The following is a 20799-nucleotide window of genomic DNA, read 5'->3' on the forward strand; positions in this document are numbered from 1 at the left end:
CTCACGCCGGCGGCACGAAGACGCGGTTCGGAAACGCCTGCTCGACGACGTCGAGGAACGCGCGAACCTTGGCGCCGACCAGGCGGCGCGAGCTCTGCAGCGCCCAGATCTCGACCGGCGGACCGGCCCTGGTGCCCCAACAGGCGAGCCGGCCGGCGGCGATATCGTCGTCGACCAGCAGCTTGGGCAACAGCGCCGCGCCGGCGCCGGCCAGCGTCGCCTCGCGGATCATCAGCAGCGAGGACAGGCGCAGGATCGGCTTGGGCATAAGCGTGATCTCGTCCCCGCCGTGTTTCCGGAAGCGCCAGGTGACGTCGGCAGGTGTCGTGCTCGTCAGCACCGCATTCACCGTCACGCTCTCATGCACGGCACCGATCGGCTCCGGCAGATCGGGGTGGGCCACGACGAGCAGATCATCGTTGAGGAAGCGGCGGCCGACGAGCTGTTCATCCGGCGACGGGTTGATGCGGATCACGAGGTCATAGCCGTCTTCCACCGGATCGACCACGCGATCCTCGGCGACGATCTCCAGCTGGACGTCGGGGTAGGCGCGCGCAAAGCGCGCAGCGATCCGGCCGAAGGCGACATGCGCGATCACGAGCGGCGCACTCACCCGCAGCCGGCCGCGCGGGGTTGAGGCGCCGAGCACCACGGCTTCGCCGGCCTCTGCGATATCGGAGAGGGGGCCGGTGGTGCGCTCATGCAGCGCGCTGCCCTCGTCGGTCAGTCGAAGACTCTGCGAGCCGCGGTCGATCAACCGGACGCCGAGGCTTTGCTCGAGCTCGGTGACGCGGCGGGACAAGGTGGCCTTGGCCCGTCCGGACGCGCGGCTGGCGCGGCCGAATCCGCCATGCGCGGCAACCAGATTGAAGTCGGCGAGCGCCTGAAGATCCATCTTTCCGTTCCATAATTGAGACGATCTGTCCAGATATTGGCATCTCGGAAATAAAAATGGAACGGATAGTTTCCTCCTCAACGGCAGACGGTCTGCCCTGAAGAGGAGTATGCGAAATGGCTATTCTGGTTACCGGTGCCACGGGCACCATTGGGATGCAGGTGCTCAATCACCTCGCCGGCCGCGGCGTTGAGGTCCGCGCGCTGACCCGCTCGCCCGGCAGTGTGCAGCTTCCGTCCCACGTCACGGCGGTTCGCGGCGACACCGCCGACGTGGAGTCGGTGCGCGCGGCGCTCGATGGCGTCAGCACGCTGTTTCTGCTGGTGCCCAATGTCGCCGACGAATTGACCCAGGCCATGCTGACGCTGACCGCCGCCCGCGAGGCCGGCGTCAAGGGCATCGTCTATCTCTCGGTGTTCAAGGGCGAGGCCTATGCCGACGTGCCGCACTTCGCCGGCAAGCACACGGTCGAGCGGATGATCGAGGCGCTCGATCTGCCCGCGACCATCCTGCGTCCGGCCTACTTCATCCAGAACGATCTTCGGCTGAAGGATGTGCTGCTGAAATTCAGTGCCTACGGCATGCCGATCGGTGCGAAGGGAATTTCGATGGTCGATATTCGCGATATCGGCGAGGCCGCCGCGGTCGAACTGGTGCGGCGCGAGCGCGCCGCCACGCCGCTCGGCCGCGAGACCTACGCGCTGGTCGGGCCCGACGCGCTGACCGGCGAAAGCATCGCTGCGATCTGGAGTGAAGCGCTTGGCCGCACCATCGGCTATGGCGGCGACGATCTTGCGGCGATGGAGCAGCGCCTCAAGGCAGCGGCGCCGGCCTGGCTCGCGCTCGATATGCGCCTGATGCTCGGCCGCTACCAGACCGACGGCGCGGTCGCGACCGCCGACGACCTTGCGCGCCTGACGCAACTGCTCGGCCACGCGCCGCGCGCGTACCGCGACTTCGCCCGCGATGCCGCCGCCCAGTGGCGCAACGGCTAAGCGCGCGGCGGGTTCAGGAACCGCGTGATCACGCCGCCGAGCCTGGCGTGATCGAGCGGGGCTGTGAGCGAGGCCTTGGCGGTCGCGATCACGTCGTCCGGCGCGCGGCCGCGGCGCAGGTCGCACAGCGCGTCGGCATAGTCGGCGCTGAATTCAGGATGGGGCTGCACCGACATCGTGGTGCCGCCGGTGTAGAGCAGTCCGGCATGCGGCGTGAACTCGGACGACATGAAGGTGCGCGCGGAAGCCGGCGGGGTGATCACCTGGTCCTGATGCGAGCAGGCGACAGCGATCTCACGGCCTTCGATCAGGCCGTTGTCCGGCGCTATCTGATAGACGTGGCGCCCGATGCCCCAGCCCTTCTCCGATTTGCGCACGGTGCCGCCGAGCGCCTGCGCGATCAGCTGATGGCCGAAGCAGACGCCGACCATCGGAATGCCGTTGTCGTGGGCGGCGCGGACGAACGCCTCGAGCGGTGCGACCCAGGCGACATCGTCATAGACGCCGGCCGAGGAGCCGGTGATCAGGATCGCATCGAGGCCGGCGGGATCCGGCAGCGTCTCGCCATTGGCGACGCTCACCGCGCCGGATGTGACGTTCTGGTCGGCGGCCGCCATCATCCGCTGGAACATCAGCGGATAGGTGCCATGGCGCTCGCGGAATTGCGGGCTGACGAGCCCGGTTTCGATGATGGTGATGTGGGGCATCGGATGCAGGGTCGGGGTAAGCTGGTGCGTGCTTACCCCGAAAGTGCGGTCGCGCTCAAGACGCGCGGTTGATCAATTCCGCGCCGCCGCCTCGATCGTTGCGGTGTGCTGTGCCGCCGGTGCGGTGGTAGCAATCGCCGGCGTTGCACTCGCAATCGCCGGCGTTGCACTCGCGATCGCCGGCGTCGCACTCGCGATCGCCGGCGTCGTGCTGACGATTGCCGGCTCGGTGCGGTAGCGCGGCAGCTGGTCCTCCAGCGAATAGCCGACGCAGAGCGCGAGGCTCGACCACACCGCCATGCTGAAATAGAGCGACATCCAGGCGATCTCTTCGCGCCACTCGGCGATGTCGTGGGTGACGACCCAGCGCGTGCTGACGTCACGCCAGCCCTCGAGCGGATGCAGCAGCTTGCCGCCGGCGGCAAGCTCGGCGCGCCAGCGGTTCAGGTACATCGGGACATCGACCGTCATCAGGAAGGCGAGATAGCCCGTGATGCCGGCGATCGCGACGATCAAGGTCCAGCGTACGACTCCGTGAAATTCCGGCAGCAGCCGGCACAGCGCAGCCCCGACCAGGAAGAACACGACCGCCCAGATCGAGTTCTCGATCGCGTTGCCGAGATAATGCTTGGTCAGCACCGCATACCAGGAGAAGCATTCCGCGATCAGGATCAGCGGCACGATGATCCAGGCGATGTTTACCGTGGTCTCCGCGCCGGTCATGGTGCCGAGCTGATGGAGGATCATCGCCCATTGCGCGGCAAAGCACATCTCGGCGACCGTGGCGACGGTGCGGCCGACGGCCACGCTCGACAGCCAGGTGTCGACCAGGCAGATGCGCTGCACGTCGGCGCGCGGCAGCACCGAGCGGAAGGCGCAGCCGAACACATAGCCGGCACAAAGCAGCAGCATCAGCCCGGTGCCGGACGGGCCGCCCAGGGCGCCGCTCGTCTGCTCGTGGAACTGGCGATACAGCACGAACCAGACCGCGATGTTGGCGCCGCTGACGGCCGTCAGCAGGCCCCACCACCGGACCACCGGATTTGACCAGGCCAGCGAAACCGGCCGTGCCCGCCACTCGCTGCTCATTCACCGCTCCGCATGTAACCGAACTGATATGTTTGTGTAGTAATTCTGTCACAAAAGATTGGGAATCACGACTAAAAAATGCGTGTGGAAGGGACCGGGCGGCTCCGGTGGTGAAGAGCGCGCCAAGGTTCTCCTCACGTCATTCCGGGATGCGCGAAGCGCAGGCCCGGAATCCATCAGGCCGCAATGTTGCTGATGAATGCATTCCGGGCTCGCGCCTCGCGCGCCCCGGAATGACGGTGGAAGGCCTCTGCCGCCTTCGCGATCGTGATCGAAATTGACCCTTGCGCCGGTAGGCAGGCGCGGCGCGATCATCTACTCAGCGGCCCCGAACCCAGCTCGAAGGCTGCTTGTGACGACGGAAGTGAAGGCCAGCTACGATCCGCTGCTGCGCAAAATCCATTGGGCGACGGCGGTCTTGTTCATCGCGGCGATGCTGATCGGGCTCTATTGCGGATTGCAGCCGGCAGGGACGTCGCCGCGGCGCGAACTGCTCGAGGTGCACAAATCGCTCGGCGTCACGCTGTTCTTTCTCGCGATCCTGCGGCTGATGGTGCGGGCCGCGACCACGGCGCCGCCGGAGCCGGGGTCGTTTTCGCCGCTGGTCAGGATCGCCGCGCGGCTCAATCACTGGGCACTCTACGCCATCCTCTTCGTCATGCCGGTGACCGGCTACATGTTCTCGTCAGCCGGCGGCTATTCGCTGCGCTACTTCTGGACCTTCAGCTGGCCGCGGCTGTTCGCCGGAAATCGGGCGGTCGAGCATGCCGGCGAGGTGGCGCACGGCCTGCTCGCCTATCTCGTCTATGCCGTGGTCGCGCTGCATATCGCCGCGACGCTGTGGCACGTGCTGGTGAAGAAGGACGAGACGTTCTCGCGGATGTGGCCACGGGCGAGCCGCAGTCCATTGGCATAGCGCGTCAGCCGCGCAGCGCCGTCTCCGGAATGGTACGGCGGACCACCTCGCGCATCGCAAAGCTGGAATGAATGCGGGCGACGCCTGGCATCCGCGACAGGTGCTGCTTGTGGATGCGCTCGAAGTCGGCGATGTCGCGGGCGATCACCTGCAGATGATAATCGTCGCTGCCCGACATCAGATGGCAGGACACGACGTCGGGGCAGCGCGCGATCGCGGCTTCGAAGGCCGCAAGATAGTCCTCGCTCTGCTTCTCCAGCGTGATGGTGACGACAACTGTCGTGACGAGGCCGAGCGCGGTCGGCTCGAGGTCGACGCGATAGCCGCGGATCACGCCGCTCTCCTCGAGATGGCGGATCCGCCGCGCGCAGGCGGTCGGCGACAGCCCGACCTTTTCCGCCAGCTCGATCTGGCTGGCGCGGGCGTCGGCGACCAGCTCGGCCAGGATTCGCAAGTCGATACGGTCGAAACCGTCCACGCAGTTTTCTTTCAAAAGGTGAGCCGCAGGCGAAGAGTATGAGCGTATTCCGATGTGCACAAGCCGGAATTCGCTGAGAAACGCCATAGGGCCGGGACTAGCCTTGATGATGGCGGAAACCCATTTTCAAGGAGCGGACCATGCGCATCGGCGTGCCCAGGGAGATCAAGGTCGAGGAGTATCGGGTCGGGCTGACGCCGGCCTCGGTCCGGGAATATGTGGCGCATGGGCATGAAGTCGTGGTCCAGCGCGGCGCGGGCGAGGGCATCGGTGCCGGCGATGACGTCTACCGGCAGGCCGGTGCCGGGATCGCCGACACCGCCGAAGAGGTGTTTTCCGTTGCCGACATGATCGTGAAGGTGAAGGAGCCGCAGCCGGCGGAATGGGCGCGGTTGCGCGAAGGTCAGATCCTCTTCACCTATTTGCATCTCGCGCCCGACGTGCCGCAGACCAAGGGGCTGATCGCCTCCGGCTGCACGGCGGTCGCCTACGAGACCGTGACCGACGCGCATGGCGGGCTGCCGCTGCTTGCGCCGATGAGCGAGGTCGCCGGCCGGCTCGCGATCGAGACTGCCGGCGCGGCGCTGCGCAAATCGGCCGATGGCATGGGCAAGCTGCTCGGCGGCGTGCCGGGCGTCCCGCCGGCCAAGGTTGCGATCATCGGTGGCGGCGTGGTCGGCACCCACGCGGCTCGGATGGCCGCTGGCCTCGGCAGCGACGTCACCATCCTCGATCGCGCGCTGCCGCGGCTGCGCCTGCTCGACGATCTCTTCGCCGGCCGCGTCCGCACCCGCTACGCCACGCTGGAGGCGATCGAGCAGGAGATCACGGCCGCCGACGTCGTGATCGGCGCGGTGCTGGTGCCGGGCGCCAGCGCGCCGAAGCTCGTCTCGCGCGCGCAGCTCGCCGGCATGAAGCGCCGCGCGGTGCTGGTCGACGTCGCGATCGACCAGGGCGGCTGCTTTGCGACCTCGAAGCCGACCACGCACCAGGCGCCGACCTATCTGGTCGACGACATCGTGCATTACTGCGTCGCCAACATGCCCGGCGCGGTGCCGGTCACCTCGAGCCATGCGCTCAACCATGCCACGCTGCCGTTCGGCCTGGCGCTGGCGTCGAAGGGCCTCCGCGCGCTGGTCGAGGATCCGCATCTGCGCGCCGGCCTCAACGTCCATCGCGGCCGCATCACCAACCGCGCCGTCGCCGAGAGCCAGCATCTCGCCGTCGTGATGCCGGAAGAAGCGCTGGCGTCGTAAGGTTTGCAGGCTTTCTCCAATCGTCGTCCCGGCCGAGTGCGCTGTTGCGCACGGAGCCGGGACCCATACCGCGCGATCTCTCCAGCGCGGAGATCGCAGTACCGTGGCAAGGACGATAACTTCCAATCTTCGCTAAACTTTGCCCTGTGGTTATGGGGCCCGGCTCCGTGCGCAACCGCGCACTCGGCCGGGACGACACCGAATATGTTGTGCGGGCGCGTAGTCGCGCTCCATCCGGGCTACGACACTCAGGATGTTGCGACGTCCGTCACCGTCATCCGCACGATGCGTTCGGCGTCCCGAGATGTCATTTCTCGGACGATCGTCGCCCGGTTTCGTCCGTCAGTTTTTCCAGCCGACGCTGCATGACTTCAATGATCAGCTCGCGCTTTGCCGCGATTCGTTCGATTGGTCCGCCGATGCCGATAGCGAGCGGAGCGCGTCTCTTTGGCAGGGGAACGAGCATGCCTATCGTGTTTGCTCCCGGCGTCGTGCGGCCGCCTGACTCGGAAAACCCGCGGCGGCGGATGCGCTCGATCTCTTCGAGAAAGACCGATTCTCGAACGCGCACCGACTGAATCGGCTCTTCAGCGTTGTTGCGACGGATAATGCCGCGCACGGTTGCGTTTGGCATTTGGCTCAGCAGCACGTGTCCGAGGGCGGTGCGAACCATCGGTCGTACCTGACCGGCTTGCGCAGTGTATTGAAGCCGAGAGGCGCTGGGCACGACGTGGAGATACTGCATCCCCGCGGCGCCCGCCTGATGTCCGAGCATAACGGTTTCGCCGCCAGCCGCCCTCCAGAGTTCTTCCATCAGGTCTGTGAGCTTTGTATCGCGGAACGGAGAACGACGGATCCAATCACCAAGCAGGTTGACCCGATAGCTAGGTATGAAACGCCGGGTCAGTCGGTCGTATTCAAGGTAGTTCAATTCAACGAGACTGCTCAGCAACACCGAAGTGCTCGACTGAGGCATCTCCAGCGCGGCAGAAATTTCAGTCACGGACGCAGCCCGCTTTGTTTCCCGAAAGAACTCCAGAACCGCAAAAGTCCGCATGGCCGATTTGACGATGGGCGTCTTGTTCGAGTTCGGCATGCCTGTCTCCGCAGCGGGGCAAGCCGCACCTCTATCACATATGTGATGTTAGGGCGAAGCGGCTTCACTTCAGGGCAACTTTGGCACAGATTGGCGTCAATTAAATCAAGCCGCATGGAAACGCAGAGCACAGGGGAAGGCGGATGCCCGGACGAAGCCTGTTCGAGAAGATCTGGGACCAGCATGTCATTGCCCGGTTGAACGAGGACACTGACCTTCTGCACATCGATCGTCATCTGCTGCACGATCTCGGCGGCTCGCGCGGCTTGCTCGATCTGAAGAGCCGCGGCCTCAAGGTTCACAATCCCGAACTGACCTTTGCGACGCCCGATCACGCGCTGTCGACTGCGCCGGGCCGCGCCGGAACCAGCAAGATCGGGATGGAATTGCTGGCGGCGCTGCGGGTCGAGACGTCGGCGAGCGGCATTACCTTGTTCGATGTCGATCAGCCCGGCCAAGGTATCGTCCACGTCATCGGGCCGGAGCTCGGCCTGAGCCTGCCGGGCGCGACGATCGTCTGCGGCGACAGCCACACCTGCACCCATGGCGGCCTCGGCGCGCTCGCCTTCGGCATCGGGTCGAGCGAGCTCACCCATGTGCTGGCGACGCAGGCGCTGATCCAGCGCCGGCCGAAGACGCTGCGCGCAAGGTTCGAGGGCAAGCTGCCGCTCGGCGTCACCGCCAAGGACATGATCCTGGCACTGATCGGGCATATCGGCGCCGCCGGCGGCACCGGCCATGCGGTCGAATATGCCGGCAGCGCGATCCGCGAATTGCCGGTCGAGGGGCGGCTGACGATCTGCAACCTCTCGATCGAGCTCGGTGCCAAGATGGGGATGGTCGCACCCGACGAGAAGACGTTTGAATTCCTGCGCGGCCGTCCCTACGCGCCGAAAGGCGAGATGTGGGACTTGGCGGTGAAGGCCTGGCGCGAGCTGCCGAGCGATCCGGACGCGGTGTTCGATCGCGAGGTCATGATCGATGTCACGAAGATCATCCCGCAGGTGACCTGGGGCATCAGCCCCGAGCACGTCATCGGCGTCGACGGCAAAATTCCCGATCCGAAGGCGGTCGACGATCCGGCGCGCCGCGCCGCGATCGAGACCGCGCTCGACTATATGGGCCTCAAGGGCGGCGCGCCGATCGCGGGCACGCCGGTCGATTGGGTGTTCATCGGCTCCTGCACCAACAGCCGGCTGAGCGATCTCCGCGCCGCGGCCGAAGTGGCGCGCGGCCGCAAGGTCGCCGCCGGCGTCCGCGCCTGGGTGGTGCCGGGTTCGGAGAACGTCAAGCGCGAGGCGGTGGCCGAAGGGCTCGACAAGATATTCGTCGATGCCGGCTTCGAATGGCGCGAGCCGGGCTGCTCGATGTGCCTCGCCGCCAATGGCGAGGTGGTGGCGCCGGGCCAGCGCTCGGTCTCGACCTCGAACCGCAATTTCGTCGGCCGGCAAGGACCGCGCGCACGGACGCATCTGGCAAGCCCGGCGAGTGCTGCGGCCTCCGCCATTGCCGGCGCGATCGCCGATGTCCGGATGATGGGACGCTGACCATGCCAAAACCGTTCGACAAGCTCACCGCAACCGCCGCGCCGATCATGCGCAGCAACATCGATACCGACGTCATCATCCGCATCGAGCGGCTCGTCGGCAATTCGATCCGCGGCACGCTCGGCAAATGGGCGTTCGGCTCGCTGCGCTATCTGCCCGATGGCTCGGAAAATCCGGAGTTCATCCTCAACCGCGAGCCGTATCGGGAGGCGGAGATCCTCGTCACCGGGCCGAATTTCGGCTGCGGCTCGTCGCGCGAGGGCGCGGTGTGGTCGCTGCAGGAACGCGGCATCCGCGCCATCATCGGCTCCGGCTTCGGCGACATCTTCTTCGCCAACTGCTTCCAGAACGGCATCCTGCCTGTCATCGTCGACAAGGCGGTGGTCGATTCCCTCGCCGCCGACATCGAGGCGACACAGGGCGCGGGCAAGGTCTCGATCGATCTGGAGGCGCAGACCATCGTCTCGCCGTCGGGCGCGCGCCATTCCTTCGAGATCGACCCGCGGCGGCGCGACGGACTTCTGAAGGGCCTCGACGAGGTCGCGCTGACATTGCAGCGCGACGACGAAATCCACGCCTTCCAGGCTTCCGACCGGGCGGCGCGGCCCTGGATTCATTCGACAAGGATATCGGCATGAGCACGCAATCCAACATGATGAAGGTCGCCGTCGTCGGCGGCGAGGGCATCGGCCCCGAGGTCACCGCGCAGTCGCGGCGCGTGCTCGAATGGTTCGCGGCCAATCGCGGCGCGCCGATGACGCTGCGCGACGCCGAGTACGGGCTGATCCCGTATCTCAAGACCGGCAAGGTGCTGCCCGAGGATACCGCGGAGGCGATGGACGAGGCTGACGCGATCCTGTGGGGCGCCACCGGCGGACCGGAGACCACCGAGGTGCCGCCGGCCGCGCGCAAAGCGGGCAGCCTGCTCGGCCTGCGCAGCAAATACGATCTCTACGCCAATCTGCGGCCGATCCTGGCGAGCCCGGCGCTTGCGGCCTCCGCGCCGCTGAAGCCCGAGGTGCTCGACGGCGTCGACTTCGTCATCATCCGCGAACTGACCAGCGGCATCTATTTCGGCCAGCCGCGCGGCATCGAGACCTTGCCGGACGGCCAGCGCCGCGGCTTCAACACCGAGGAATACGCCACCAACCACATCCGCCGCGTGGCGCGCGCAGCGTTCGAGCTGGCGCGGACCCGCCGCAACAAGGTGTGCTCGGTCGACAAGGCCAATGTGCTGGAGGCCAGCGTGGTCTGGCGCGAGGAGATCATCGCGCTGCATAAGGAAGAATTCTCCGACGTCGAGCTCGTCCATCTCTATGTCGACAACGCCGCGATGCAGATCGTGCGCGAGCCCAGGCAGTTCGACGTCATGGTCACCGGCAATATCTTCGGCGACATCCTGTCCGACTGCGCGGCGATGGCCTCGGGCTCGCTCGGCATGCTGCCGTCGGCCTCGCTCGGCCCGGTCGACCGCTATGGCCGGCGCAAGGCGCTGTACGAGCCGGTGCATGGCAGCGCGCCCGACATCGCGGGCAAGGGCATCGCCAATCCGCTCGGATCGATCCTCAGCGTCGCGATGCTGCTGCGCTTGACACTGGACCGCCCCGCGGATGCCGACCTGCTGGAGAAGGCGGTGCAGACCGCGCTCGCATCGGGGGCGCGGACCGCCGATATCGCCGAGGCCGGCGCGAAGAAGCTGTCGACCGCCCAGATGGGCGATGCGGTACTCAGCGCGCTCGACAAGATCGCGGCGAGGGAGCACGCCTGATGGCTCACATTTCCAGGCGCTCGGCACTGACCGTGATCGCGACCGGCGGTGCTGCGCTTGCGTCGCGACACGCCTGGGCGGAGGCGATGCCGGGCCGCGCGATCTATCCGGTCGCGGTGCCGGTCTACCAGACGCAGTTTGTGGCCGATCGCATCGGCTACTTCAAGGAAGCAGGCCTCGACTGCAAGCTGATCCAGGGCGGCAGCGGCGTGAAGACCCGCGAGATCATCGCCTCCTCGCAAGGCGATATCGGGATCGGCGACGTCACCCATCCGATGCAGCTCACCAATCACGGCCGCGCCGCGCGCGTGCTACTGCCGATCGACACGCGGTCGAATTCGGTGATGTTCATCATCCGCAAGGACCTGAAGGACCAGGGCATCACCACGCTGGAGGCGTTTACGCAGTGGAAGCGGCCGGATGGCCGCAAGCCGATCGTCTCGGTCTCATCGCTCGGCGGCACCAACCATGTCTGGGCGTCCTACTACATGGAAACCATGGGGCTCGACGACAAGGTGACCTGGATCGGCACCGGCAATGTCGACACCATGCTGGGTACGCTGAAGTCGAAGCAGGCCGACATCCTGGTCTCGTCGCTGTCGCTCCTGACCGACGCGCAGAAGCAGGGTTGGGGCGAGCTGCTGTTCGACGGCACCGATGAGGCGATCTGGAATAAGCATATCGGCGGCAAGGTGCCCGTGACGGCGCATTTCACGTTGCAGGCCACGATCGACAAGGATCCTGCCAAGATGGAGGCCTATGTCACCGCGCTGTGGCGCGCCGCGCAGTGGATCAAGGCGCACAAGGCCGAAGAGGTCTACGACGCGATCGAGCCCTATGTTGGCAGCACCTCGCGCGAGTCCAACCTACTCGAGATCTCCTCGATCCAGAAGGTCGCGGACTATGACGGCCGGGTCGACGCCGCGAGCTTTGCGCGCGGCGAGAAGGTCTGGTTCCGCGAGATGACCGGCATCAAGCCGCTCAAGATCGAGGACGTGGTCAACACCGCCCTGATCGACGCGGCGCGAAAGGCCTATCCGGGTTGAGCGCGCTGGAGACGAGCGTCGTTGCGCCATCGCGCTCGCCGGCGGACCGCCGCGTCGAGGTCAAAAGCCTGAGCAAATCGTTCCAGCTCGCCAAGACCACGATCGAGGCCGTCCGCGACGTCACCTTCGACGTCCGCCGCGGCGAGTTCGTCGCGCTGCTCGGTCCCTCGGGATCCGGCAAGAGCACCGTGCTCAACATGATCGCCTCGCTGATCCGGCCGAGCGGCGGCGAGATCCTGATCGACGGCAAGCGTGTCATCACGGGCAAGGCGACGCCTGATGTCGGCTATGTCTTCCAGCGCGACACGCTGTTTCCATGGCGGACGGTCGCCGACAATATCGGCTACGGGCTGGAGCTCGCCGGCATTCCCGCGCAGGAGCGGAAGGAGCGCATCGCGGAATGCGTCGCGCAGGCCGGCTTGAGGGGATTTGAGACCGCCTATCCGTCGGCGCTGTCGGGCGGCATGCGGCAGCGTGCGGCCTTGATGCGGACGCTGATCGTCGAGCCGCAGATTCTCCTGATGGACGAGCCGTTCGGCGCGCTCGACACCCACACCAAGATCGACATGCACGAAGTGCTGCTGCGGATCTGGGAGCGCGAGCAGCAGACCGTGCTGTTCGTCACCCACGATCTCGGCGAAGCCCTGACCCTGGCCGACCGCATCATCCTGTTCTCGGCACGGCCGGGCCGGATCAAGGACATGTTCGAGGTCGACTTCGCCCGGCCGCGCGACGCGGTGAAGGTGCGCGAGACGCCGCGCTACGCGGAGCTGTTCCAGCACATCTGGCACTCGCTCGGCGAGGAATTCGTCAAGGGCCGCAGTGCATGAGGCGGTTCAGCACGCTCAGCACGATCGCCTGGCAGGTCCTGATCTGCGCCGTCGTGCTGTCGGTCTGGCAATGGGGCTATGACTTGCGGGCCAAGCTGCCGTGGCTGGTGCCTGATCTGCTCGACCCCTACTTCATTTCAAAACCGTCGATGATCTTCGACAACTTCCTGATCCAGAGCTGTCTGACCTCCAAGCTCGGCGCGTTCAACAGCTGGTTCAATGGCGAGTTCGGAAAGTGCCTGGCGCGCAATGAGAACAATCTCTGGGCGGCGACGGCGATCACGCTGAAGAACACCTTCTTCGGCTTCGTCACCGGCGTGGTCTCCGGCTTCGTCGCGGGCTTGATCCTGGGACGCTCCGATCGGCTGAGCGCGATCTTTCAGCCCTTCATCACCGCGGTCAATTCGATCCCGCGGATCGCACTGGCGCCGATCATCGTGCTGGCGTTCGGCATCGGCGACATGTCGAAGATCGTGACGTCGTGGATCGTCGTCGTCTTCCTGGTGTTCTTCAACACCTTCGAGGGCGCGCGCTCGATCGATGAGGGTTTTACCAACGCCGCGCGCCTGCTCGGCGCCAGCGAGTGGCAGATCACGCGCACGGTGGTGATCCCCTCGACCATGGCCTGGGTGTTCGCCTCGCTGACGCCGGCGATCTCGTTCGCGCTGATCGGCGTGATCGTCGGTGAATTCATCGGCGCCGAGCGCGGCATCGGTCGGCTGATCATCGAGTCAGAGGCCCGCGGGGAAGCCTCCGGCATGATGGTCGCCGTCGTGGTTTTGATGCTGGTCGGCGTCGTGCTGTCGGCGATCATCCGGCGGCTGCAGACCTATCTGCTGCGCTGGCGGGTCCAGCGCAGCGCGGAGTAGGGGACCCGCCAGGGCTAGGCGGCGTGTTCCGCCGGCGAGGTCTCGCCGTCGAGCCAGTCCTGCTCCTTTGCCAATGCGCGCCAGGCCGCTTCCATCCGCTTGTAGCGATTGTGGGTGGGCTCATCGTCGGCGCGCTCGGCAAGCTGGGCGCAATTCTCCGCATTGTCGAGAAAGTGCTGCGACTGTTTCATGGAATGTCCTCCTGTTGATGAGGACGTGGGACGGCATTTGAGGCTATTCAACGCGTGGAACATGATCATTTGGCCACACTGGTGAATGCCCGTTCACGCTGGTTCCAGGAGGATTGTTCCGCGTGCGGTGCGTCGCTGAGGTAGGAACGGTTTGTCGCAATCGACGTTCGTCTCTTGCACATCGTAACTCTGGAGGAGACGAGCCATGAAGAAATATCTGTTGGCTGCGGCCATGGTGACTGTGATTGCGGCGCCTGCTTTTGCTGATGAGATCGGCGTTCGTGCCGGCCCCGTCGGCGCAGGCGTGACGGTTGGCGAATCGCATGAATATCGCGACCGCGATCGTGACCGCACCACCGTGATCAAGGAGCGCGAGCCGCGCGATCGCACCACCGTCATCAAGAAGCAGGATGACATGGGCAACCGCAGCAAGACCGTGATTCATCACGACGACGAGTGATGCCTCGGAGCGCATCCGGTAAAGCAGGAATCCGTCGCGGACGCTGTCCGCGGCGGATTCCGCTCTTGGTGCCCCCTCAACTCACCTCGTCATTCCGGGCTTCGCGCCAAGGGGCGCGCCCGGAATGACGAGGTCAGAGCTAGGTCACCGGCGCCGGGTTGAACAGCGTGAGGTCGTTGTGGATGCCCCAGCGATCCGACCACGGCTTGGTGCGGCCGCTCGCGACGTCGAGGATCAGGCGGAACAGGTCCCAGCCGGTCTCCTCGATCGTCTTGTCGCCGGTCGCGATGCAGCCGGCATCGAAATCGATCAAATCCTTCCAGCGCCGCGCCAGCTCGCTGCGGGTCGCGACCTTGATGACGGGCGCGGCAGCCAGGCCATAGGGCGTGCCGCGGCCGGTGGTGAATACCTGCAAGGTCATGCCGGAGGCCAGTTGCAGCGTGCCGCAGATGAAATCGCTGGCCGGCGTCGCCGCGAACAGCATGCCCTTCTGGCGCGCTTTCTCGCCGGGCGACAGCACGCCGGCGATCGGTCCCGAGCCGGACTTGACGATCGAGCCCAGTGATTTCTCAACGATGTTGGCGAGGCCGCCCTTCTTGTTGCCCGGCGTGGTATTGGCGCTGCGATCGGCGCCGCCGCGGGCGAGATAGGCGTCGTACCACGCCATCTCGCGGATCAGCGCGCGGCCGACATCCTCGTTGATCGCGCGGCGGGTCAGAAGCTGGATCGCGTCGCGCACCTCGGTCACTTCCGAGAACATCACGGTCGCCCCGGCACGCACCAAAAGGTCGGCGGCGAAGCCGACGGCAGGGTTCGCCGTGACGCCCGAAAACGCGTCGCTGCCGCCGCATTGCAGGCCGATCACGAGATCGGCGGCCGGGCAGGTCTCGCGGGTGCGGGCGTTGAGCACCTTCAGGCGCGCCTCGGCCTGCGTCATGATCGCATCGACGATGGCGCCGAAGCCGTCGAAAGCCTCGTCCTGCATCCGGACGATGGCGTCGTTGATGCCCTCCGGCACCAGCCGCTCAGGCGCGAGCTTTTCGCAGCCGAGACCGATGACCAGGATCTCGCCGCCGAAATTCGGGTTGAGCGCGAGGTTTTGCAAGGTGCGGATCGGCACCACCGCGTCGGGCGCCGTGATCGCGACACCGCAGCCATAGGCATGGGTCAGCGGCACGACGTCGTCGACATTGGGATATTTCGGCAGCAGCTCGGCGCGGATACGCTTCACGGCATACTCCATCGTGCCCTTGACGCATTGCACGGAGGAGGAGATGCCGAGGATGTTCTTTGTGCCGACGGAGCCGTCGGGATTGCGAAAACCTTCGAAGGTGAAACCTTCCAGCGGCGGCAGCGGCGAGGGCACCGCCGTCGAGATCTCGAGCTGGTCGAGTGGCGGTGCCTCCGGCATGCGGATGCGCGCCTCGTCGACCCATTCGCCGGCCAGGATCGGCGAAAGGGCATAGCCGATCACCTCGCCGTAGCGGATGATCGGCGCGCCCTCGGCGATGTCCGCGAGCGCGGTCTTGTGGCCCTGCGGCACGAAGGCGCGCAACGTCAGGCCGCAGGCGAAGCGCGAACCGGCGGGCAGGCCGAAATCATTCACGACGATCGCGACATTGTCGCGCGCGTTGAGCTTGATGTAACGGGGCTGCTCCTTGGCGCCGATCGACTGGTCCATGACGTCTTCCGCTGTTTGCAAACTTCGTAGGATGGGTAGAGCGTAGCGAAACCCATCATCGCGCCTTGCCGAAAGTCGATGGGTTTCGCTGCGCTCTACCCATCCTGCGATCCCATCATCAACCTGGGAACGTATAGGCCGTCTTCACCGTCGTGTAGAACTCGCGGGCGTAGGCGCCCTGTTCGCGGGCGCCGTAGCTCGAGCCTTTGCGGCCGCCGAACGGCACGTGATAGTCGACGCCGGCGGTCGGCAGATTGACCATCACCATGCCGGCTTCGCTGTTGCGCTTGTAATGCGAGGCGTATTTCAGGCTGGTGGTGCAAATGCCGGACGCTAGCCCGAACTCGGTATCGTTGGAGATCGCGAGCGCCTCGTCGTAGTCCTTGGCGCGGATCACGCAGGCGACCGGGCCGAAGATTTCCTCGCGGGCGATGCGCATCGAGTTGCTGGCCTCGGTGAACAGCGCCGGCTGCAGATAGAAGCCGGGTGTCTCGCGGTTGAGCAACTCGCCGCCCCAGTGCAGGCGGGCGCCTTCGTCCTGGCCGATCTTGATGTAGCGGAGGTCCTGGTCGAGCTGGCTCTGGTCGACGACGGGGCCGACATGCACGCCGCTCTTCAGCGCGTCGTCGACCGAAAGGCCCTTCATCCGCTCGGTCATCGCGGCGACGAAGCGGTCATGGATGCCTGATGTGACGATCAGCCGCGAGGACGCGGTGCAGCGCTGGCCGGTCGAGAAATAGGCGCCGTTGACGGCGACCTCGACCGCGACCTTGACGTCGGCATCGTCGAGCACGACCAGCGGATTCTTGCCGCCCATCTCGAGCTGGAACTTCTTCATCGGGTTCGACAGCACGCAGGCCTGCGCGATCTTGCGGCCGGTCTGCACCGAGCCGGTGAAGGAGATCGCGGCAACATCGGGGTGTTCGAGCAGGGTCTGGCCGACCACCGAGCCCGAGCCCACGACCAGATTGAACACGCCGGCCGGGATGCCGGAGCGCGCGATGATTTCCGACAGCGCGTGTGCCGAGCCCGGCACCAGCTCGGCCGGCTTGAACACCACTGAATTGCCGTAGCAGAGCGCGGGCGCGATCTTCCAGGCGGGAATCGCGATCGGAAAATTCCACGGCGTGATCATGCCGACGACACCGACCGGCTCGCGGGTGATCTCGACGTCGAGGCCGGGGCGCACGGACGCGCCTTTCTCGCCCGTCAGCCGCAGCGCTTCGCCGGCGAAGAACGCAAAGATCTGCCCGGCGCGGGCGACCTCGCCGATGCCTTCCGGCAGCGTCTTGCCTTCCTCGCGCGCAAGCAGGCGGCCGAGCTCTTCCTTGCGGGCGAGGATTTCGAGGGAAACCTTGTTCAGCGCGTCGAAGCGCTCCTGCGGCGTCGAACGCGACCAGGCCGGGAAGGCGGCCTTGGCGGCGGCGATCGCTTTCTCGGTCTGCGCCTTGTCGGCCTTGGCATATTCACCGACGACGTCGTTGGTGTTGGACGGGTTGATGTCCCGCGTGATGGCTGTGCCGTCGACCCATTCGCCGGCGATGAAGTTCTTCTGGTGAGCGGTCATGTGTCCAACCTTTCTTTCTAACGCACGAGGCAGGGACGCTTGTCGTCGAAGGTCCAGCCCGGAATCAGGAACTGCATGGCGAGCGCGTCGTCGCGGGCGCCGAGGCCATGCTGCTTGTATAGCGCGTTCGCGGCCTCAATGGCAGCGCGATCGATCTCGATGCCGAGGCCGGGGCGATCCGGGATCGCGATCTTGCCGCCCTTGATCTGCAGCGGCTCCTTCGTCAACGCCTGGCCGTCCTGCCAGATCCAGTGGGTGTCGATCGCGGTCACCTTGCCGGGCGCGGCGGCGCCGACATGGGTGAACATCGCCAGCGAAATATCGAAATGGTTGTTGGAGTGCGAGCCCCAGGTCAGGCCGTTGTCGCGGCAGGTCTGCGCCACCCGCACGGAGCCCTGCATGGTCCAGAAATGCGGATCGGCGAGCGGGATGTCGACGGCACCGAGCCGCAGCGCGTGGGAGAGCTGGCGCCAGTCGGTCGCGATCATGTTGGTTGCGGTGGGCAGCCCGGTGGCGCGGCGGAACTCGGCCATGATCTCGCGGCCGGAGAAGCCGGCCTCGGCGCCGCAGGGATCCTCGGCATAGGCGAGGACATCGTGCATGTTGCTGCACAGACGGATCGCCTCGTCGAGGGACCAGGCACCATTCGGATCGAGCGTGACACGCGCTTTGGGAAAACGTTTTGCAATTGCCGTGACCGCTTCGATTTCTTCCTCGCCGCGCAGCACGCCGCCCTTCAGCTTGAAATCGGCAAAGCCGTAATGCGCCTGGGTGGCTTCAGCGAGGCGGACGATCGCGTCCGGCGTCATCGCCTCCTGATGGCGCAGGTCGAACCAGTCGGACTTGCCGGTCTCGCCTTCGACGTAAGGTAGACTGGTCTTGCGGCGGTCGCCGACGAAGAAGAGATAGCCGAGCGTCTCGACGCTGGCACGCTGCTGGCCCTCGCCGAGCAGCGCAGCGACCGGCAAATTGAGATGCTGGCCAAGCAGATCGAGCAGGGCGGACTCGACCGCCGTCACGGCGTGGATCGTGACGCGCAGGTCAAACGTCTGCTTGCCGCGGCCGCCGGCGTCGCGGTCGGCGAATGTCTTGCGCATCGAGGCCAGAATATTGTTGAGGGCGCCGATGCTCTGGCCGACGACGAGGTCGCTTGCGTCCTCGAGCGTCTTCCTGATTTTCTCGCCGCCGGGCACCTCGCCGACACCGGTGTGGCCGGAGTTGTCGGTGAGGATGACGAGGTTGCGGGTGAAGAACGGCGCATGCGCGCCGCTCAGATTGAGGAGCATGCCGTCGCGTCCGGCGACCGGGATCACCTCCATCGCCGTGACAACGGGGGCGCCGGCAAAACCGGTGTGGACCGTATCCTGGATCATCTGCTCCTCCCTTGTCTTTTGCCGTTCGGCTTATTCCGCCGCCTGCTGCTTCGCGGCCCGCGGCAGCTTCGCCACCAGTGCCGCAAGCTCGGCGACCTCCTGCTCGGCGAGATCGGTGAGCGGTGGCCGCACCGGGCCGGAATCGCGGCCGATCACCTTCATGCCGGCCTTGATGATCGAGACCGCATAGCCCTTCTTGCGGTTGCGTATCGCGATCAGCGGCAGGATGAAATCCTTCAACCCTGCATGGATGGCCTGATGATCGCGCCGGCGCACCGCGGCGTAGAAGCTGGTGGCGAATTCCGGCACGAAGTTGAACACCGCCGATGAATAGGTCGTGACGCCCATGTCGAGATAGGGCAGGGCGAAGGTTTCCGCCGTCGGCAGCCCGCCGACATAGGTCAGGCGGTCGCCGAGCTTGGTGTAGACCCGGGTCATCAGCTCGATGTCGCCGATGCCGTCCTTGTAGCCGACCAGGTTCGGGCAGCGTTCACAAAGCCGCGCCAGCGTGTCGGGCTGCAGGATCGCATTGTCGCGACTGTAGACGATGACGCCGATCTTCACCGAGGCGCAGACCGCCTCGACATGGGTCGCGAGGCCGTCCTGCTCGGAATGCGTGAGGTAGGGCGGCAGCAGCAGCAGGCCGTCGGCGCCGGCCTTTTCCGCGCCGATCGCGATCTCGCGCGCGATTGCCGTGCCGTAGCCGGTGCCAGCCAGCACGGGCACGCGGCCCTTGGTCTCCTCGACCGCGACCTTGACCACTTGCGGAACTTCAGACGGCGTCAGCGAGAAGAACTCGCCGGTGCCACCGGCGGCGAACAGGCCCGCGACGTCGTAGCCGCACAGCCAGTCCATGTTGCTGCGATAGGTCGCCTCGTCGAACGAATAGTCGGGATTGAACGGGGTCACCGGAAACGACAGGAGGCCGCCGCCGATCTGCCGGGCCATCTCCTGAGGGGACATCTTGCTCATGGCGCCACTCCTTGAATGTCTGGGAACGGGATGCGCTGACGAGCAGCGCGTCCATGGCGGTATGTCTAGAAAACGGTTCGATTCGGGTCCAAGCCAAAGCGGGTATCGAGCGATGCAGAATCCGCATCAATCGCCGCGCAGATGCGGTTCGGCGACGTCGGTCGCGATCTCGATCAGCGACGGCAGCAACTGGTTCTCGTGCTCGCGCCGCCACACCATGAACAGCTCGACCGGCACCGGCGTGCGCAGCTTCAAGGGTTTCAGCCGGACCTCCGATATCTTCAGGCTCGCGGCGGCCTCCGGCACGATCGCAATCCCAAGGCCGGCGCGGACCATCGCGAGGATGGAATGGATCTGGCTGAGATGCTGGACATAGCGCGGCAGCACGTCGGCGCGGGTGAACATCGATACCAGCAGATCGTGGAAGTAGCGGCTCTCATAGGGCGAATACATCACGAAGGGCTGGTCGTCGAAATCCTTGATCGCGACGGTCTCCGCCGAGGCCAGCGGATGCTTCTTGGGGATCGCGGCCAGCAGCGGTTCGGCGACGACGCGGCGGCTCGCGAGCTCCGGCCGCGCGACCGGCGGCCGCAGCAGGCCGGCGTCGATCTGGCCGGTGGCGAGCGCCTCGAACTGGTCGCCGGAGACCATTTCCTTGAGCGAGAAATCGACCTCGGGCAGCCGCGCGCGGCAGGCCGCGATCAGATCGGGCAGGAAGCCGTAAGCGGCCGCGGCGGTGAAGCCGATCTTCAGCGAGCCGGTCTTGCCGAGCGCGATGCGCCGCGCCACCTGCGCGGCGGATTCCGCGAGCTTCAGGATGCGCCGCGCCTCGGGCAGGAAGCTGCGCCCGGCCGGCGTCAGCCGCACCGAGCGGCTGGTGCGTTCCAGCAGCGGCGCGTCGATAATGTGTTCCAGCACCTGGATCTGCCGGCTGAGCGGCGGCTGCGTCATGTTGAGCCGCGCCGCGGCGCGACCGAAGTGCAGCTCCTCGGCCACCGTGACGAAGCAACGGAGCTGGTTCAGGTCGAACATCGATGCTAGCCTGGAATGGATCAAGCGAGGT

Annotated in this window: 21 protein-coding genes; 10 read left to right on the forward strand and 11 right to left on the reverse strand. The window is 65.9% G+C overall.

Translation table 11 applies throughout. The features are described from left to right. Position 1 precedes the first annotated feature (1 nt). The gene (locus IC762_RS07905; RefSeq protein ID WP_195788257.1) at positions 2-895 is read right to left on the reverse strand and encodes a LysR family transcriptional regulator; all 894 of its coding nucleotides are present in this window, start codon (positions 893-895) and stop codon (positions 2-4) included. A 116-nt stretch (positions 896-1011) separates the two neighbouring features. Here IC762_RS07905 and IC762_RS07910 point away from each other — a divergent pair, with 116 nt between their 5' ends. Beyond that, complete coding sequence (locus IC762_RS07910) at positions 1012-1890, forward strand: NmrA/HSCARG family protein (protein ID WP_195788258.1); 879 nt, start codon at positions 1012-1014, stop codon at positions 1888-1890. Here the strand turns inward: IC762_RS07910 and IC762_RS07915 are convergent. Beyond that, the gene (locus IC762_RS07915; protein WP_195788259.1) at positions 1887-2597 is read right to left on the reverse strand and encodes a type 1 glutamine amidotransferase; all 711 of its coding nucleotides are present in this window, start codon (positions 2595-2597) and stop codon (positions 1887-1889) included. The two genes, IC762_RS07910 and IC762_RS07915, sit on opposite strands and share 4 nt — an antisense overlap. Positions 2598-2669: 72 nt before the next feature. Further along, positions 2670-3686 (reverse strand): hypothetical protein, encoded by a 1017-nt coding sequence (locus tag IC762_RS07920; protein WP_246801467.1) that lies wholly within the window; start codon positions 3684-3686, stop codon positions 2670-2672. A gap of 352 nt (positions 3687-4038) precedes the next feature. Here IC762_RS07920 and IC762_RS07925 point away from each other — a divergent pair, with 352 nt between their 5' ends. Continuing rightward, the gene (locus IC762_RS07925; protein WP_246801468.1) at positions 4039-4602 is read left to right on the forward strand and encodes a cytochrome b; all 564 of its coding nucleotides are present in this window, start codon (positions 4039-4041) and stop codon (positions 4600-4602) included. A gap of 4 nt (positions 4603-4606) precedes the next feature. Here IC762_RS07925 and IC762_RS07930 read toward each other — a convergent pair whose 3' ends face one another. After that, on the reverse strand, positions 4607-5095 hold the full coding sequence (locus tag IC762_RS07930) for an Lrp/AsnC family transcriptional regulator (protein WP_195788260.1): 489 nt from the start codon (positions 5093-5095) through the stop codon (positions 4607-4609). 125 nt (positions 5096-5220) lie between these two features. On the opposite strand from IC762_RS07930, the gene ald reads away from it, so the two are divergent. Beyond that, the gene (gene ald / locus IC762_RS07935; protein WP_195788261.1) at positions 5221-6336 is read left to right on the forward strand and encodes an alanine dehydrogenase; all 1116 of its coding nucleotides are present in this window, start codon (positions 5221-5223) and stop codon (positions 6334-6336) included. 307 nt (positions 6337-6643) lie between these two features. Here ald and IC762_RS07940 read toward each other — a convergent pair whose 3' ends face one another. Then, on the reverse strand, positions 6644-7432 hold the full coding sequence (locus IC762_RS07940; RefSeq protein ID WP_195788262.1) for an IclR family transcriptional regulator: 789 nt from the start codon (positions 7430-7432) through the stop codon (positions 6644-6646). Between the two features lie 143 nt (positions 7433-7575). On the opposite strand from IC762_RS07940, the gene leuC reads away from it, so the two are divergent. Genes leuC through IC762_RS07970 form a run of 6 tightly spaced genes read left to right on the forward strand, consistent with a single transcriptional unit; the run spans position 7576 to position 13492 of the window. After that, positions 7576-8979, forward strand: coding sequence for a 3-isopropylmalate dehydratase large subunit (gene leuC / locus IC762_RS07945; RefSeq protein ID WP_195788263.1), 1404 nt, complete (start codon positions 7576-7578; stop codon positions 8977-8979). A 2-nt stretch (positions 8980-8981) separates the two neighbouring features. After that, complete coding sequence (gene leuD / locus IC762_RS07950; RefSeq protein WP_195788264.1) at positions 8982-9617, forward strand: 3-isopropylmalate dehydratase small subunit; 636 nt, start codon at positions 8982-8984, stop codon at positions 9615-9617. Continuing rightward, entirely contained in the window at positions 9614-10747 is a 1134-nt protein-coding gene (leuB, locus tag IC762_RS07955; RefSeq protein ID WP_195788265.1) for a 3-isopropylmalate dehydrogenase, read from the forward strand. The genes leuD and leuB overlap by 4 nt, the downstream gene beginning before the upstream one ends. Beyond that, on the forward strand, positions 10747-11793 hold the full coding sequence (locus IC762_RS07960) for an ABC transporter substrate-binding protein (RefSeq protein ID WP_195788266.1): 1047 nt from the start codon (positions 10747-10749) through the stop codon (positions 11791-11793). Before leuB ends, IC762_RS07960 begins: the two co-directional genes overlap by 1 nt. Further along, a complete protein-coding gene (locus tag IC762_RS07965) occupies positions 11790-12623 on the forward strand; it encodes an ABC transporter ATP-binding protein (protein ID WP_195788267.1) in 834 nt (277 codons plus the stop codon). Before IC762_RS07960 ends, IC762_RS07965 begins: the two co-directional genes overlap by 4 nt. Then, on the forward strand, positions 12620-13492 hold the full coding sequence (locus tag IC762_RS07970; RefSeq protein ID WP_195788268.1) for an ABC transporter permease: 873 nt from the start codon (positions 12620-12622) through the stop codon (positions 13490-13492). The genes IC762_RS07965 and IC762_RS07970 overlap by 4 nt, the downstream gene beginning before the upstream one ends. A 14-nt stretch (positions 13493-13506) precedes the next feature. Here the strand turns inward: IC762_RS07970 and IC762_RS07975 are convergent, their stop codons facing one another. Continuing rightward, on the reverse strand, positions 13507-13683 hold the full coding sequence (locus IC762_RS07975; protein ID WP_195788269.1) for a hypothetical protein: 177 nt from the start codon (positions 13681-13683) through the stop codon (positions 13507-13509). A 205-nt stretch (positions 13684-13888) separates the two neighbouring features. Between IC762_RS07975 and IC762_RS07980 the strand changes: the two genes are divergently transcribed. Then, entirely contained in the window at positions 13889-14143 is a 255-nt protein-coding gene (locus IC762_RS07980) for a hypothetical protein (RefSeq protein ID WP_195788270.1), read from the forward strand. Positions 14144-14282: 139 nt separating this feature from the next. Here IC762_RS07980 and garD read toward each other — a convergent pair whose 3' ends face one another. The 5 genes from garD to IC762_RS08005 form a co-directional block, all read right to left on the reverse strand. Then, positions 14283-15824 carry a galactarate dehydratase gene (gene garD, locus IC762_RS07985; RefSeq protein WP_195788271.1) on the reverse strand — a complete coding sequence of 514 codons (1542 nt, stop codon included), beginning with the start codon at positions 15822-15824 and terminating at the stop codon, positions 14283-14285. A 118-nt stretch (positions 15825-15942) separates the two neighbouring features. Beyond that, positions 15943-17391, reverse strand: a complete 1449-nt coding sequence (locus IC762_RS07990) for an aldehyde dehydrogenase family protein (RefSeq protein ID WP_195788272.1) — start codon at positions 17389-17391, stop codon at positions 15943-15945. 17 nt (positions 17392-17408) lie between these two features. Further along, positions 17409-18764 (reverse strand): glucarate dehydratase, encoded by a 1356-nt coding sequence (gene gudD, locus IC762_RS07995; protein WP_195788273.1) that lies wholly within the window; start codon positions 18762-18764, stop codon positions 17409-17411. Between the two features lie 30 nt (positions 18765-18794). Next, entirely contained in the window at positions 18795-19736 is a 942-nt protein-coding gene (gene kdgD / locus IC762_RS08000; protein ID WP_195788274.1) for a 5-dehydro-4-deoxyglucarate dehydratase, read from the reverse strand. 126 nt (positions 19737-19862) lie between these two features. Next, a complete protein-coding gene (locus tag IC762_RS08005) occupies positions 19863-20768 on the reverse strand; it encodes a LysR substrate-binding domain-containing protein (protein ID WP_195788275.1) in 906 nt (301 codons plus the stop codon). Between the last annotated feature and the right edge of the window lie 31 nt (positions 20769-20799).

Origin of the sequence: Bradyrhizobium genosp. L (assembly GCF_015624485.1) — a bacterium.
GTDB lineage: Bacteria > Pseudomonadota > Alphaproteobacteria > Rhizobiales > Xanthobacteraceae > Bradyrhizobium.

What these genes read in the sequence shown, in the direction of transcription:
- IC762_RS07915 (WP_195788259.1), bottom strand. Translation starts at nt 2,597, where the DNA reads ATGCCCCACATCACCATCATCGAAACCGGGCTCGTCAGCCCGCAATTC.
- IC762_RS07990 (WP_195788272.1), bottom strand. Translation starts at nt 17,391, where the DNA reads ATGACCGCTCACCAGAAGAACTTCATCGCCGGCGAATGGGTCGACGGC.
- leuC (WP_195788263.1), top strand. Translation starts at nt 7,576, where the DNA reads ATGCCCGGACGAAGCCTGTTCGAGAAGATCTGGGACCAGCATGTCATT.
- ald (WP_195788261.1), top strand. Translation starts at nt 5,221, where the DNA reads ATGCGCATCGGCGTGCCCAGGGAGATCAAGGTCGAGGAGTATCGGGTC.
- leuD (WP_195788264.1), top strand. Translation starts at nt 8,982, where the DNA reads ATGCCAAAACCGTTCGACAAGCTCACCGCAACCGCCGCGCCGATCATG.
- kdgD (WP_195788274.1), bottom strand. Translation starts at nt 19,736, where the DNA reads ATGAGCAAGATGTCCCCTCAGGAGATGGCCCGGCAGATCGGCGGCGGC.
- IC762_RS07940 (WP_195788262.1), bottom strand. Translation starts at nt 7,432, where the DNA reads ATGCCGAACTCGAACAAGACGCCCATCGTCAAATCGGCCATGCGGACT.
- IC762_RS07970 (WP_195788268.1), top strand. Translation starts at nt 12,620, where the DNA reads ATGAGGCGGTTCAGCACGCTCAGCACGATCGCCTGGCAGGTCCTGATC.
- IC762_RS07905 (WP_195788257.1), bottom strand. Translation starts at nt 895, where the DNA reads ATGGATCTTCAGGCGCTCGCCGACTTCAATCTGGTTGCCGCGCATGGC.
- IC762_RS07975 (WP_195788269.1), bottom strand. Translation starts at nt 13,683, where the DNA reads ATGAAACAGTCGCAGCACTTTCTCGACAATGCGGAGAATTGCGCCCAG.
- IC762_RS07960 (WP_195788266.1), top strand. Translation starts at nt 10,747, where the DNA reads ATGGCTCACATTTCCAGGCGCTCGGCACTGACCGTGATCGCGACCGGC.
- leuB (WP_195788265.1), top strand. Translation starts at nt 9,614, where the DNA reads ATGAGCACGCAATCCAACATGATGAAGGTCGCCGTCGTCGGCGGCGAG.
- IC762_RS07910 (WP_195788258.1), top strand. Translation starts at nt 1,012, where the DNA reads ATGGCTATTCTGGTTACCGGTGCCACGGGCACCATTGGGATGCAGGTG.
- IC762_RS07920 (WP_246801467.1), bottom strand. Translation starts at nt 3,686, where the DNA reads ATGAGCAGCGAGTGGCGGGCACGGCCGGTTTCGCTGGCCTGGTCAAAT.
- garD (WP_195788271.1), bottom strand. Translation starts at nt 15,824, where the DNA reads ATGGACCAGTCGATCGGCGCCAAGGAGCAGCCCCGTTACATCAAGCTC.
- gudD (WP_195788273.1), bottom strand. Translation starts at nt 18,764, where the DNA reads ATGATCCAGGATACGGTCCACACCGGTTTTGCCGGCGCCCCCGTTGTC.
- IC762_RS07980 (WP_195788270.1), top strand. Translation starts at nt 13,889, where the DNA reads ATGAAGAAATATCTGTTGGCTGCGGCCATGGTGACTGTGATTGCGGCG.
- IC762_RS08005 (WP_195788275.1), bottom strand. Translation starts at nt 20,768, where the DNA reads ATGTTCGACCTGAACCAGCTCCGTTGCTTCGTCACGGTGGCCGAGGAG.